This window comes from Streptosporangium nondiastaticum (genome assembly GCF_003011965.1).
Classification (GTDB): Bacteria; Actinomycetota; Actinomycetes; order Streptomycetales; family Streptomycetaceae; genus Streptomyces; species Streptomyces nondiastaticus.
The window spans coordinates 27,699-41,053 of sequence record NZ_PXWG01000055.1 but is presented as its reverse complement, the minus strand read 5'-3'; the positions used below and the strand labels follow the sequence as shown (position 1 = coordinate 41,053).

General features: G+C 66.6%; 15 protein-coding genes and 1 tRNA gene. 4 read left to right on the top strand and 12 right to left on the bottom strand.

The window, feature by feature from the left end; translation table 11 throughout:
- Positions 1–932, bottom strand: a 932-nt coding sequence (locus tag B7P34_RS20210; RefSeq protein ID WP_223268040.1) for a dynamin family protein, incomplete at its 3' end; no start/stop codon positions are given.
- A 298-nt stretch (positions 933–1,230) separates the two neighbouring features.
- On the opposite strand from B7P34_RS20210, the gene B7P34_RS20205 reads away from it, so the two are divergent.
- Positions 1,231–1,303 (top strand) — tRNA-Arg (locus tag B7P34_RS20205).
- A gap of 193 nt (positions 1,304–1,496) precedes the next feature.
- On the opposite strand, the gene B7P34_RS20200 is transcribed toward B7P34_RS20205, so the two are convergent.
- Positions 1,497–1,733 carry an integrase gene (locus B7P34_RS20200; RefSeq protein ID WP_223268039.1) on the bottom strand — a complete coding sequence of 79 codons (237 nt, stop codon included), beginning with the start codon at positions 1,731–1,733 and terminating at the stop codon, positions 1,497–1,499.
- Between the two features lie 1,063 nt (positions 1,734–2,796).
- On the opposite strand from B7P34_RS20200, the gene B7P34_RS20195 reads away from it, so the two are divergent.
- The gene (locus B7P34_RS20195) at positions 2,797–3,810 is read left to right on the top strand and encodes a DUF262 domain-containing protein (RefSeq protein WP_106678371.1); all 1,014 of its coding nucleotides are present in this window, start codon (positions 2,797–2,799) and stop codon (positions 3,808–3,810) included.
- Positions 3,811–4,184: 374 nt separating this feature from the next.
- Here the strand turns inward: B7P34_RS20195 and B7P34_RS20190 are convergent, their stop codons facing one another.
- From B7P34_RS20190 to B7P34_RS20150, 9 genes are all read right to left on the bottom strand, one after another.
- Positions 4,185–5,573, bottom strand: coding sequence for a tyrosine-type recombinase/integrase (locus tag B7P34_RS20190; protein ID WP_106678369.1), 1,389 nt, complete (start codon positions 5,571–5,573; stop codon positions 4,185–4,187).
- Positions 5,570–5,767 (bottom strand): helix-turn-helix transcriptional regulator, encoded by a 198-nt coding sequence (locus B7P34_RS20185; protein ID WP_106678367.1) that lies wholly within the window; start codon positions 5,765–5,767, stop codon positions 5,570–5,572. Before B7P34_RS20185 ends, B7P34_RS20190 begins: the two co-directional genes overlap by 4 nt.
- A 149-nt stretch (positions 5,768–5,916) precedes the next feature.
- Positions 5,917–6,288 (bottom strand): hypothetical protein, encoded by a 372-nt coding sequence (locus tag B7P34_RS20180; RefSeq protein ID WP_106678365.1) that lies wholly within the window; start codon positions 6,286–6,288, stop codon positions 5,917–5,919.
- Positions 6,285–6,899: a hypothetical protein gene (locus B7P34_RS20175; RefSeq protein ID WP_106678364.1), complete on the bottom strand. Its 615-nt coding sequence runs from the start codon at positions 6,897–6,899 to the stop codon at positions 6,285–6,287. The genes B7P34_RS20180 and B7P34_RS20175 overlap by 4 nt, the downstream gene beginning before the upstream one ends.
- Before the next feature lie 94 nt (positions 6,900–6,993).
- A complete protein-coding gene (locus B7P34_RS20170; RefSeq protein ID WP_106678362.1) occupies positions 6,994–7,209 on the bottom strand; it encodes a hypothetical protein in 216 nt (71 codons plus the stop codon).
- Positions 7,210–7,230: 21 nt separating this feature from the next.
- Positions 7,231–7,425 carry a hypothetical protein gene (locus B7P34_RS20165; RefSeq protein WP_106678360.1) on the bottom strand — a complete coding sequence of 65 codons (195 nt, stop codon included), beginning with the start codon at positions 7,423–7,425 and terminating at the stop codon, positions 7,231–7,233.
- A gap of 19 nt (positions 7,426–7,444) precedes the next feature.
- Positions 7,445–7,708: a hypothetical protein gene (locus B7P34_RS20160; protein ID WP_106678358.1), complete on the bottom strand. Its 264-nt coding sequence runs from the start codon at positions 7,706–7,708 to the stop codon at positions 7,445–7,447.
- 140 nt (positions 7,709–7,848) lie between these two features.
- The gene (locus B7P34_RS20155) at positions 7,849–9,921 is read right to left on the bottom strand and encodes a cell division protein FtsK (protein WP_223268038.1); all 2,073 of its coding nucleotides are present in this window, start codon (positions 9,919–9,921) and stop codon (positions 7,849–7,851) included.
- A 48-nt stretch (positions 9,922–9,969) separates the two neighbouring features.
- The gene (locus B7P34_RS20150) at positions 9,970–10,344 is read right to left on the bottom strand and encodes a hypothetical protein (protein WP_106678356.1); all 375 of its coding nucleotides are present in this window, start codon (positions 10,342–10,344) and stop codon (positions 9,970–9,972) included.
- Positions 10,345–10,560: 216 nt separating this feature from the next.
- On the opposite strand from B7P34_RS20150, the gene B7P34_RS20145 reads away from it, so the two are divergent.
- Positions 10,561–11,349: a GntR family transcriptional regulator gene (locus B7P34_RS20145; RefSeq protein WP_106678354.1), complete on the top strand. Its 789-nt coding sequence runs from the start codon at positions 10,561–10,563 to the stop codon at positions 11,347–11,349.
- 5 nt (positions 11,350–11,354) lie between these two features.
- A complete protein-coding gene (locus B7P34_RS20140; RefSeq protein ID WP_223268037.1) occupies positions 11,355–12,113 on the top strand; it encodes a glycosyltransferase family 2 protein in 759 nt (252 codons plus the stop codon).
- Here the strand turns inward: B7P34_RS20140 and B7P34_RS20135 are convergent.
- Positions 12,103–12,858, bottom strand: coding sequence for a GntR family transcriptional regulator (locus tag B7P34_RS20135; RefSeq protein WP_106678350.1), 756 nt, complete (start codon positions 12,856–12,858; stop codon positions 12,103–12,105). The genes B7P34_RS20140 and B7P34_RS20135 overlap by 11 nt on opposite strands.
- Positions 12,859–13,355: the final 497 nt, after the last annotated feature.

Genomic DNA, 13,355 nt, shown 5'->3' with positions numbered 1-13,355 from the left:
CCCAGGGAGGCCAGCAGCCCGGCGACGGTGCGGGCGGAGGCCACGGCGCGGGCGGCGGGGTCCTGCGCCCGCTGGTGCAGCCAGGCGCGCAGCCCCGCGACGGCGGTGTCGGGCAGCAGGCCGGTGCCGCCGCCCGCGGACTCCGGGAGCTCGGGGATGGTGAAGCGCGGGACGTCCCCGAGCCCGGCGGCGGCCAGCAGCGCCCCGTAGTGCTTGGAGACCTCGGTGGCGACCTGGTGGGGCACCCGGTCGAGCACGGTGACGAGGGTGACGTCGTACTCCTTTGCCGTGCGCATCAGGTGCCAGGGCACCGCATCGGCGTACCTGGTCGCGGTGGTGACGAGCACCCAGATGTCGGCGGCGCAGATCAGCTCGGCGGCGAGCTCGCGGTTGCGGGCGACGAGGGAGTCGATGTCGGGGGCGTCGACGAGGGCGAGCCCGGGGGGCATGGCGCGGTCGGTCTCGATGCGCAGGGACGGGGGCTCGCCGGCGTCGTCCTCGTCCCCGCGGCGGGCGTCGGGGTCCGGGTCGTAGAGGGTCGAGACGTCCTGGGCCGGCACCCAGACGCGGCGCAGCTCGGGCAGGACGCGCTGGCCCGCGAACCAGTGGTGGTCGTCCGGGTGGCAGACCAGTACAGGCGTACGGGTCGTCGGCCGCAGCACCCCCGCCTCAGTGACCCGCCGCCCCACCAGGGAGTTGACGAGGGTGGACTTGCCGGCCCCCGTCGATCCCCCGACGACCGCGAGCAGCGGCGCTTCGGGGGCGCACAGGCGGGGCACCAAGTAGTCATCGAGTTGCGCCAGGAGTTCGGCACGGTTCCGGCGGGCGCGGGCGGCGCCGGGAAGGGGAAGGGGGAAGCGTGCGGCGTCGACACGGTCACGCAGTGCGGACAGTGCGTCGAGCAGTCGGGGCCGTACGTCCAAGGTCGCCACACGTGCAGAATGCCCAATTCTGGTGTGATTTTGAAGCGTATAGGCCATGGCGCGCGAGGCGTGGCGCACGGGGCTCAGGCATAACGAGTACACAACACCCGTCGCCTGAGGCGTGAAAAACGGTGCAAGATTCGTACCCGCCTGCGATTATCAGGACCGCTTCACTAAACCTCCACATCGTGGCACGGAGGTGAAGCAACCGGGACGAGGTGAGCGGAGCCCTATCCTTGTCCCCGGCAAGGTCACGGCACCACCGAGCCCGGGGCTTCAGCCGTCCGCGACACCGCCGCACACACCGGCCCCCGTAGCTCAGTGGATAGAGCAGGCGCCTTCTAAGCGCTTGGCCGCAGGTTCGAGTCCTGCCGGGGGCGCTCGATCCACACTGCACGCCCCTCCTTCTGGGAGGGGCGTTTTTGCTGGTCAGAGGGCATGGAGCGCGAAGGCAGAAGCCGGTGACCACCTACTCAAGTTGAGTAGGTGGTCACCGGCTGGGTCCGGCTGGAGCCGGTCTCGGACGGTTCTCGGCGGGTGTTCTTCCCGAAAACCTCCCGAAGTTTCGGCCGGTCACGCTGGACTGCACTCCGTGCCGGGCAGCTGTTGCGGCCCCTCGATGCGCTTCTGGAGGTCCGCCAGCTGACCTGTGACGCAGCGGGCGTAGGTGGCGAGAAGGACGGGGACGCTGTTGCCGGCCCACTCGGTGACCTGGGCGGGCGGGATGCCGCTGTTGAGCCAGGTCGTCAGGCAGGTGTGGCGGAGGTCGTAGACGCGCTTCCCGACGGGTGAGTCGTACTCGTACCTCATCGAGGATAGTTCGGGCACCATGCGCAGTACCCAGCCCTCCAACGACATGGCTCCGAGCCCCCCTGCCCCACGAAGGACACATCCGCCGCGCACGCAGCACGGCGTCGCGCGCCCATCACTCCTAGGCCCGCGCCCCTGCCTACGCCCCGCCACAGCTCGGACCACCACCCGCACGCCACTGGCTCAGGGCTTAGCCAGCTCGGGGTGCAGGTGAGGCCGCCATTCCCGCCTGCCGTCAACCCAGACAAACCACAGCAGACCGAGCCAGGCAGCTGAGGCCATGTCGGGACGCCTGGTGAGATCGCCCGTGGTTACCCTCGACCAACCCCGGTCACCCCTGGCAGGCCTCCCGGTGCACCAGCTAGCGGGAGCCCGCCCGAAATGCTCAACTGATCGTAGCCAACTGGGGTTAGGTGTATCTTCACCACCGAGTGACGCTCAAACCGGCCGTGGGGGGACCGTGGGTTCGAACAGTTTCGAGCAGTCCATCGAAGAACCCAAGAAGCACTTCGAAAGCATCCTCCTTGCCGACCTAAGCGATGAGCGCGTAGTGAACTCAAAGATCTTGCATGGAGGATGCTACGCCCTGTCCGAAGATCAGCATTTCTCCTTGAAGGAGGCCATTGCAAATCATTTTTCAATCTCCCCCCATCAAGAGGTCTTTATTGTCGGATCGGCAAAACTCGGATTCAGCGTGGCGCCCCACAAGAGGTACCGACTCTTTGGCGACGCATCTGACATAGATGTGGCGATCGTAAGTCACAACTTGTACGAGAAGGTCTGGCACGAAGCGCACGCATACGCCGACTCGGGGGCAGGGTGGCCACGACAAGGGAAGTTTGAACAGTACATATCATGGGGCTGGATTCGCCCGGATATGCTACCCAGATCTCCGTCTTTCCAGTTTTCTGAAGAGTGGCGGCAGTTCTTTCGAGAACTCCAGCGAGGTAGGCAGTTCGGGCCGTACAAAATTGCGGGTGCCCTATATCACGACATGCATTTCCTCACCCAGTATCAACGCCGAGCAGTCCGGTCTTGCCGCGAGGCTATGGAGGCTTCTTAGATGCAGACTTCAGCAACCAACAAGAGGCTTCGCATGTTGCTCACGGGCATCCGCGACAAGACTCTGATCCCCAATCCCCACTTCCAACGTCGTTTGGTGTGGTCGAACGGACACAAAATCGCCTTCGTCGCCACCGTCTTGGACGGGCTACCTTTCCCCGAAATCTTCATTTCGGCTGGCGATGTGAATCCAGACACCGGAGATGGAACCGAGCTCATCGTAGACGGGCAGCAACGAATCACCACTCTCCACCAGTACTTCACCGGATCACCCGAGTTGCGCATCACGAATAGCATCATCCCGACATACAAGCAACTCGCAGAGGCCAAGAAGCGAGAATTTCTCGAATATGAGGTAGTAATCAGGGATCTCGGACCGCTCAGCGAAGATGAGACACGTCAAATTTTCCACCGAATCAATTCAACAAACTATTCACTCAACGCCATGGAGGTAAATAACTCCCGATTCGATGGGGCATTGAAGGCTTTCGCCGAGGAGCTTGCAAACCATCAATTCTTCCAAGACAGGAAGATTTTCACATCTCTCGATGGTCGACGCATGAACGATATCCGCTTTGCATTGACGGTAATCATCACCGTCTTGAGCGGCTACTTCAGGCGCGATGACGAGCATGAGCAGTATCTCGACCACTACAACGATGACTTCCCCATGGCAGGGGATCTCCGGGCTGGTTTCGATACGGTCTTCTCGTTCATCGATGATTGTAATTTTCCGGCCAAGAGTCGCGTGTGGCAGAAGGCTGACCTTTTCACATTGATCGTGGAGCTTTACCGAGCAATCATCGACGAAGGTAAGCGGGTTTCTCCGGCCATCGCGGCCACCGTGCTTATTTCCTTCTACGAGGAGGTCGAAGGCGTTACACATGCCCCAAATCCATCACCCGAGGCAGCTGAGTACTACCGGCGAGTGCGATCTGGGATCAATGACAGAAATAGCAGGATCAATCGCGGTGCGGCGATTCAGAAGGCCCTCTCAACGTGTTCAACTGCCTAGCCTGTACACGTGAGTAGCGACTGCCATGCATGGCCTCAGCCCTCACCTCTATGTCGAGCGTGTCGAAGGGCAGGCGAGCGGGCGACTCTGCGAAGATTCAGATCGCAGCCATGCGGACAGAAATTTCGCATCACTCGCTTCTAAGTGCTTGGCCGCAGGTCTGAATCCTGCCGGTACTCGACCCGCACCGCACTCCCTGGAGGGGGAATAATTGCTCGCCAGGCACCTCTTAGGCCGTGCGCCAGACGGCGTCACGGCCAGCGAGGCTGGCCCTACCCCGGACGGGGTTGTCCAGTTGGAGCTGGTCTAGGACTGCTGTCGGCGGGTGTTCTTCCCGAGAACCTCTCGAAGTTCTGACGGGTGATCCGCCGCGGTCACTCCGGCGTGCGAGCCGTGCCGGGCAGCTGTTGCGGCCCCTCGATGCGCTTCTGGAGGTCTGCGAGCTGACCAGTGATGCAGCGGGCGTAGGTGGCGAGGAGGACGGGGACGCTGTTGCCGGCCCACTCGGCGACCTGGGCGGGCGGGATGCCGCTGTTGAGCCAGGTCGTCAGGCAGGTGTGGCGGAGGTCGTAGACGCGCTTGCCGACGGGTGAGTCGTATTCGTGCTCCTTGAGGACGGCCTTGCGGGCCTTGCGCCAGACGCGGCGGAAGACCGAGCCGGCGAGCAGGCCGCCCTTCTCCCCCGCGAAGAGGAGGCCGCCCGGCTTGAGGCCGTCCCGCTCGATCAAGTCGCGAAGGATCGCGACGAGGGCGGGATGGGCGGGGACGGGACGGGTGTCGCCGGCGGCGCGGCCCTTGAGATCGCGGGTCTCGTGGACCGTGCCGTCGTCGGTCCAAGCGCTACCGACCTCTGGCTCGGCGGTGTGGACGAGTAGCTCGCCCCAGCCGGACTCCGGCAACGTGGCTGCCTTGCTGCGTAAGGCCACGGCTTCCTCCGGGCGTAGGCCCGCGTAGTAGAGGGTGGCGAAGAAGGCGTGGAGGCGGTTGCCGGTGCGGGGGCGGGCCGCGATCCAGGCGAGGAGGAGGGCGACCTGGGTGGGGTTGAGGAGGGAGCGCTTGTCGATGGCCTGGAGCGCCTTGGGCGGGGCGTTTTCGTCCTTGCCCTTGGGCAGCGGATTGGTCTTCAGGACCTTCTCTCGGATGGCGTACTTAATGACCACGTTCAGGATCCGTCGCTCGCGATTGACCGAGCTGGCGGCTGCGCGCTTGCCGTCCAGGAGTGTGCTGAGCGCGAGCATGACGTGGTCCACGTGTTTGGTGTCCTCCCAAGTACTCATGGGGAGGGAGTTGCGCCGGATCCAGGACAGGGTCGTCCGGACCTCGGGTGGGGCCTCGTCTCTGCGGAGCTTGTTGAAGGCGTACTCGCGTAAGGCCTTGCGCACGTCGACCGGGTCGAACTGCTTCGGTTCCGCGCGCAGCAGTGCGATGGTGACCTTGGTGAGGGCCTTGGCAGTGTTCTTGCGGTTGTTCGCCGAGATGCGGGCCCATTTCATGTCGACGTACTGCAGGGCGAACTCGTACCAGGTGGTCTCAGCAGCCGGCGTGGCGTGCGAGACCGGCCTGCCGGTCTCCATGTCGAAGGGCTCGCCGTTGTTCGCGGCCACGAGGAGCGTCGCGCGGAAGGAATCGGCGAGGGGGCCGGTCTTGTAGGTCTCCCCGTGCCGCCTGCCGTTGACGGACCAGCGGACGGTGTAGGTGGTGCCGCGCTTGCCCTCGTAGATCTCGGTCTCGTAGAAGCTCACTTTGAAGGACCGGGTCGTCATGCGTGGTCCTCGCAGTCCGTGAGCCAGTTGTCGAGGTCGTCCCTGCGAATGCGCAGGGCTCCGTTCGGGAGCCGTATGCAGCGCGGGCCACGGCCCTTCTGGCGCCAGTCGTAGAAGGTCGAGCGTGCGATGCGCAGTTCCTCGCACAGCTCGTCGACGGTCAGCTTGTCGCCGCCCTTACGGCCACGGGTCATCACGTGGCCCCCATGCCGGTTCCGGCGGCCCCGGGCGGCGGGCCGTTGTCGATTTGGTGCATGCTGGTGGCACCTCCTGAGTCCTGTACGGGATGGGGAGGCCGGGGCAGCGGGCGTCCTTGCCGGGTAGACCGCTGCCCCGGGCGAAATCAGAGCGGCTGAGTGCGGTTCCAGGCGTGGTACTCGCGGCGGACGTACGCGCGGCAGTCATCAGCTGTCGCGATCTCGGCGCCGCGGAGGGACAGGCCGCAATGCGCAACGTCGTGGTCCATCAGTTGTCGTGCGGCCTCGACCGCGGACTCGATGGTCGGCGCGGCGGCTTGGGGAGCACACCTGGCTGCTTCTGCGAGCGCCATGCGGTCGAAGGCGGCGGCCTTACGGAGCAGGAACTCCCGCTCGTACTCCGTCCCCGAGGAACGGGGGATGCTGTGCCGGATCACCCAGCCGATCTCCGAAGTGATCCCCGGGGCGGCCGCGTAGGCAACTGTGGGGTTGTCGGTGGCGTCCGATCCGTTCGTCACTGCTCCTCCCCCGGGCCGTGGTCCGCGCGGGAGGTGAGGAGCAGGTGGTGAAGGGCCGTCTCGGCCTGCTCGCCGTACGCGTAGGCGGCGTCCGCCAAGTCGGTCAGCAAACCGTGGCTGAGCTCCCCGGCGCTGTCGAGCCTGCGGGCCGCGACGAGGGAGCGGAGGAGGGTGAGGCGCCTCTGGCCGTTCCAGTCGCCTAGGTCTCCGCGGAAGTCGGGCAGCGGATCGCCCGGCACGATGTAGTGGTCGGTCTGGTCGCGCTGGAGCTCGACGTACCGCGGCCGGTATCCCTTGATGACCGCGAGCAGGGCGGCTGCCGTCCCGTAGGCGTAGGTGAGGGCTAGGTTCTCGTACAGGTCGGTGGTCATGCGCTGGTAGGCGCGGGACAGGCCGCGGACCTGGCTCAGGGCGATGTCGCAGGGGCTGATCTTGTACTCCCCGCGGATGTTCACGTCGCCGATCACCAGCCGCAGGCGGGCCGGCTCGATCTGCCACGAGGCGACCTGGGCCGCCTGGTGGGCGAGCCGCATCTCCCGGGCCGCGGCGCCGAGCGCGAACACGCTCGCCGTTAAGTCGTCGAACCACGCGATGGTGGTGATGTTGGACATGCGCGTCCTCTCCGCTGTCGGAATTGCCGAGCCGGACTGTCCGGCCCTCTGCACGGCCCCACCTCCGCAGGAGTTGGACCCGCACAGGGAGCCGTCAGTCGATGGCCTGCGCTGCCGCGCTCTCCACGGTGTGGAGTAAGAGCGAGCGGAGGTCGGTGCCGATGACCGCCTTGAGGCGGTGCTCGATGGCCTGCCACGAGGTGGGGTCGATGGCCATGAGGGCGGCGATAGCGGCAGGCCCTTTGCCTTCTTCGATGGCTGTGAGCGCATCACGCAGCTCGCCGGAGGCCATGAGGGAGATCTTGTTCATGGGAGAGGCTCCTTCGCCTAATCACTTGTCGAGGGCGGGGACGGCGTGGGCGATGGCGCCCATGACCTGATCAATCGGCGCGGCGATACCGGTGCGGCTGAGGTAGTAACCGAAGAGGATCGCGACCGTGGCGCCTCCGATGCCGACGGATTTCGAGCGGAGGAGCATGGCCAGGAGGAGGCCGAACAGCATGAGCGCGGAGATAGAGAAGGACATCGCGGGGCTCCTCGAGAAGTCAGCGTCGGGCCTTGCCGGTGCCGTCGCGGTAAAGCTCGGCAACGGAGTTGTAGAGGCGCCGGCCGAAGCGCAGGCGCAGGCCCTGCCCCTCGCAGCGGCGGCATTCGCGGCCGCGCCTGAGCCGGCCGCTGCGGGTCTGGCGGATCTTCGCTCCCCATCCCCCGCATTTGCGGCACGCGCCGAACGGGCTGAGGGAGCAGATGACGGCGTAGCAGAGCGTGAGGAATATGAGGCCGGGCATAGCGTCGAGCAGGGAACTCATCAGAACCCTCTCCGGGTAGGAATTCGGGGTGCGCTCGGCGAGCGCCGCTAGGTGCTAGTGCGCAGGTCAGGTGCGTGGTGTGCTGCTAGCGGGGGTGCTAGACCTAGCGGCCGTCCTGCTAGGCCTAGCGGCGGCTACGGCTATGCCGCGGCGTGGGTGCTGTCACGTTCCGCGAGCGCTCTCAGGACGTCGGCGCGCTTGATTCCGCGCCGGTTGGCGCCCCGGCCGTCTTCCGTGGTGCCCCACACCTGCGTGGTGCGGATGCCGTACGGCTTCAGGGCTGCGGTGAGCTGTTCCGGGGTCCACGTGCCGTACAGGGTGGGCCGGAGCTCTGCGAGGGCGGCGACGATCGCTTCGTTCCAGAGCTTTTCCTTGTCGGCGGGGAGCGCCGTGAGGAGATCAGAGAGCAGGTCGTAGGACGGGCCGGACTCGGCTACGGGGTGCTCCCCCAGCGCGTGACCGGCCAGGGTGCCGAGGCGCTCGCGGATCTTCCGGGCCCGCAGGGCGATGACTTCGGCCTCCACCGCATTGACCTCGGCCGCCCGGACGATCTGCGCATCCGCACCTTCGCCGAGGAAGTAGCAGATGCCCTTGTCCTCCCAAGCGAACATCGTTCCTCGTACGCCCCGCTTGTACGCTCCGGTGCCGAGGACCATGTCGTTCTCGACGTGGCTCATGACCTTCAGGCACCAGCGGGCCGATGCATTCGCGGAAATCGCCTTGGGCAGGCTGTTCTCATCCGGCCGCTGAGTGGCCAGCAGCAGCACGATTCCCGTGGCCGGACCGAGCTTCACGAGGTCCGTGCAGATCTCCTCAAGCTCCTTGCCGTGCTTCGGGTGCTCGAACCACTTCTGGCACTCGTCCACCCCGACCACGATCGGGTGCAAGCCGAGGGACCTCTTCGAAGCGAGCTCCGTCGTCACCTTCGACTCGGGGCAGATATCCCGGGGCAGACCGCGGATGACGTCCGTACGCCGCCGCAGTTCGGCCTGCAGCTCACGCAGGGAGGTCAATCCGTAAAAAATGTCCTCGTCGCGATTGCCCGCCCGGTGGCGAAAGCCGATGGCGTCGCCGACAGGGTCAAGGTCGCCGGTCCCCTTCAGGTCGTAGCTGTGCACCTCGGCGCGCGGGTCGAGCGCGGCGATGAGCAGGAGGAGACGCAGGAGGTAGGTCTTGCCCATCCTCGGGATGGCGCCGATCACGCCCGCCAGGTACATGAGGGTGATCTCCACCCAGCGTCCGCGCTGGTCACTCCCCCACGCGACGGGCTTGAAGAGATCCACCGTGCCCGACTTCGCGAGGGGCCATGCCGGCTGCGAGGTCTGCGACATGTCCTGATCGCCGACCCACAGCCTCAGGCGGCCGGTGTGCTCGTTCCGAACCGCCTCGGGCCAGACCGTTCCCAGCGGCCGCCGGAGGCCGGAGGCCAGTCGTTCCCGGCGGTCCACGACGTCTGTGACGGTCACGCCGTGGGGAAGGTCGCCCTCGGCGAGCCAACCGGGGCCGTCCCGCGTGATGGGGGCGGTGAAGGCGAACCCATCCCCGCCCTTCGACTGGGCCTGATTGATCCCCTGAATGCCGAGGGAGCCGAGAGCACGGAGGACGATGTCGCTGGTGAGCCTCGTCGCCCTCGGGATCTCCACTGCCCGGTGGATCACCGGCGCATCAGCCGGCTGCCCCAGCCATCCCAGGGCCATCGTCAGAGCGAAGCCGCACAGCGAAAGCAACCACTGCGGCGCAATGACGTGGAGCGCGAGGGCCGTGGCGGTCCCTGCGAGCGAGGCAACGAGGGCGACTGCCGCCCGCCAGCGGACACGGCGGTCCCTCTGGCGCGAGAGCTGCAGGTATTTGGCGATGTCATCGGTAGCCGCCGCGTACTGCCGGAACGGCTCGCCTTCGACATCCGCGACCCATCGCAGCCTGCCGCCGACGAACCGTGCGGCACCGCGCGGGGCCTGTAACGCAAGGCGGATCGCGTACCAGGGCGTACGTACCGCGTGATACGCGGAGACATGCCAGGCGTACGCGGCGACGCCCTTGCCGGCCGCAAGGAATTCCTGACGCGACTTCGCCCACGCGGGAATGACCGGACGGCGTTTCGCGCTCCGCGCCCGGTCCGCCAAGCCGGGACCCGACGGTCCTCCGGGGCCGTCGACGGCAATGGTCTCGTCGCCCGGGGCAGCGGCGGGGCTCTCCGTCAGTTGGTCGTTCACGTGACCCCTCCAAATCCTGGGCGGGACGGAAGAACGGGAGAGATGCGTTCAGACGCGAAAGCGCCGCGGCCCGGTGAGGCGCGCCCAGCACTGGTACGCGAGCGCCACGACCTTGAACCCGCCCAGCCCGGCGAAGAGCGTCAGCAGCCAGTCCGCGCCGACGTCCTCAGCCGACCGGCAACTGATGTAGGCCACGAGGAGCGCGAAGCCCAGGAAGACCAGCGCCACGACGCTGCGGCGGGCCGAGGCCGGCGGGGCGTAGCGCCCCACGACGACCAGGGAGCACGGTTCGACGAAACTGAGCCCCCCGTTCGGGAGCCGTAAGACGACGAGCTTGCCTTCGCCGTGGTCCGCGATGCCGGCCACGGTGCCGAGGGTGATGTCCTCGCGGCTGCGGGCGACGTCGCCGAGGGTGAGCTGCATGTGATCCACCTCTGAGGTTGGGAGCAGTGCAGGCAGCAGGGAACGAGTGCGTCCGTCGTGAGCGCATCGGACGCTGATGACTCATCAAGAGGTCAAGTCCTCTTGAGGACTTGAGGAGTTCAGATTGGGACTATGACGCGGGTCTCACTAACTCGTCAAGTCCTCTTTAGGAGTCGTATGCTGAGCGCCGTCGATACGACAGGCGGGTGAGCACCGATGGCGAAGGCGTACGAGCGGATTGCGGACGGCTTGCGAGAAGCCATCCGCGCAGGTCAGCTGAGCGCCGGAGACCGCCTCCCATCCGAGACCGCACTCGCCGAGGAGTACGGCCGCAGCCTCCCCACGATCCGCGAAGCACTGCGCCTTCTGCGCGACGAGGGGCTGATCGAGAAGCAGCACGGCCGCGGCAACTTCGTCCGGCAGCCCCGGGCGACCGTCCTCCGAACGAACGTCAGGCACCAGTGGGAGAAGGACCGCGTCCAGCAGCCCGAGGAGCAGCGGGCGAAGACCGGAGCCACCGAGCATGACACCGGCCTGACGCTGCACGATCTCGTTTTCCAGGCGTCCTACCGCGAGATCAAGGCGGGCAAATATCTCGCGCAGGCTCTCGGGGTCGAGGAAGGCGAAGTGCTCCTGGAGCGCACCTACCGGACGCGCTATGCGGCGGAACGCGCCCCGTTCGCACTGGTCACCTCGTACCTCGTCCGCGACATGGTCGCGTCGAACCCGGACCTCCTGGACGAGTCCAACGAACCATGGCCCGGCGGCACCCAGAACCAGCTCTTCACGATCGGCATCGAGCTCGACCGCATCGAGGAACACGTCACCGCCCGGCCGCCCACGCCGGAAGAGGCGGAGGAGCTGGAACTCCCGCCCGGCACCGCCGTGATCCTGCTGCGCAAGACCTCGTACGACACCCACGACCGCGTTGTGGAGCTCTCCGACATCACGCTGCCCGGCGACCGGACGGAGATGCTCTTCACCACTCCCCTGGAAAGGTGGTGAGTGCCGTGCGCCGGCGCATCATCATCGTCACCGCTGTGCACGGACCCTCCGCCCACCACCTCCACGACGCCTACAAGTCGCTGTGCGCTCAGGAGCTCCCCGAGGGGTGGGAGTGGCACTGGTTGATCCAGGAGGACGGGCAGACGGACGATGTCGCCCCCCACGTCCCGGACGACGAGCGCGTGACCTTCCGGCAGGGACGGCGCGGCGGCCCCGGGGTTGCCCGGACCATGGCTCTGGCTCACGCCGACGGCGAGTACGTCAAGATCCTGGACGCCGACGACCAGCTCCCGCCCGGCGCCCTGGCCCGCGACATCGCCGTCCTTGAACGTGACCCCAGCATCGGCTGGACGACATCACGCGTCCTGGACTTGCTGCCCGACGGGACCACGGTCGGTTTCGACCAGGACCCGGAGGAAGGGCCGATAGAGCTGGGCGCCGTACTTGCGCACTGGCAGGCGCACGGCTTCCGGGCGCAGGTTCACCCCGCGACGCTTTGCGTACGTCGTGACCTGCTCGTCGCGCTGGGCGGATGGATGGCGCTTCCGGCATCGGAGGACACCGGGCTTCTGCTCGCCCTGGATGCGGTCAGCCGTGGGTACTTCACGCGCGAGGTGGGGCTCCTCTACCGCAAGTGGCCCGGACAGGCGACCGGGCAGGCAGCCCACACCGATACCGCGGAGCGTGATGCGCGCATGGCCGTCGTCCAGGCCCGCGCGCAGGCCCTCGCGTACAACCGCTGGCTCTACCCGGCTACGAGCTGATCGGCACTTCGTAGACGATCTCGCAGAGGGAGGCGGGCACGACAAGATCGGCCGTCTCTACCGGGCGCCCTTCATCGCTGTAGTAGGTCCGCTGAATGCGCGTCACGGACGTGCCACGCTGGATGCCGAGGAGGTTCGCCTCCTCGGCACTCGCTTGTCCAGGCTGCGGACGCTCTACGGCACGGCTGACCGTGATCCCGATCTCCGCCATACGGCGAACGACGCCCATCCCTGCGTAGGGCCCACCCTCAGGCAGTACTGCGAGGGTGCCTGACGTCACCGCGTACGGCTCCCAACTCGTCGACAGCAACACGGGCTTGCCGTCGGCGAGGTACTCGTACGACGACCGCACGCAGTAGTCCCCCTCGGGGATACCGAGACGCACGGCAATGTCCGGCGGGGCAGGCACCATCGCGTCGCTGCGACATTCCCAAGTCGCCTTTTTGCCCAGCTCCGCCATGTCCGCAACGAACGGCGCACCCCCGGCCTGCTCGCGTTCCGGCGAGCGAACGATGCGGACGCGCTCACGCGGTTCGGCGACGTAGGTCCCCGAGCCGGCACGCCCTTCCAGGAAGCCTTCCGAGATGAGCGTCTCCTGGGCGCGACGTACGACGGCTTCACCTACGCCACACTCCTGCGCCAACTGCGCCCGGGAGGGCAGGCGGTCGCCCGGCGCCCACTCCCGGTTCGCGATGCGCTGTCGGAGCAGGTCAGCGGTTTGGAGGTACGGAGGCTGCTCACGCATGTGGAAAATCTAGACCCTTAGCTCTAACCTTGCTCTACAGCAGCTAAGCTAGCTAGACAGCTTTCAGCTAGCGCGCCTAGCGCTGCCGACAGTGAAACACGGCGACGGAGGAACGCGCTGTGCCCACGCACGACGCTCGTGTTCAGGACATCGCTGCACGCCTCCACGCCGTCGGATTCACCCCGCGAGTGACAGATCACGACACCCACACCCACATCGAGACGGAGGTACCCGAGCGGGTCACCGCCGAGTCATGGCAGGAGCTCTTAGCGGCTCTAGCCGCAGCCGACTGGTCGGGAATGACCACCGGCAACAAGAGCGGCCGATCAGCTTGGGCAGGCGTCAACAAGGAAACCCCCGCGGCAGTGGAGGCCCGGGGGCGTGGCCGTCAGCTGTAAGGAGCTGAGCAACGTGATTGACCTTATCCGCCGAGCCCTTGGCTGGGCTAGGCGACAATTCGTTCCCGCCATCGGGCCGCACCACCACCGCGCGCCGGC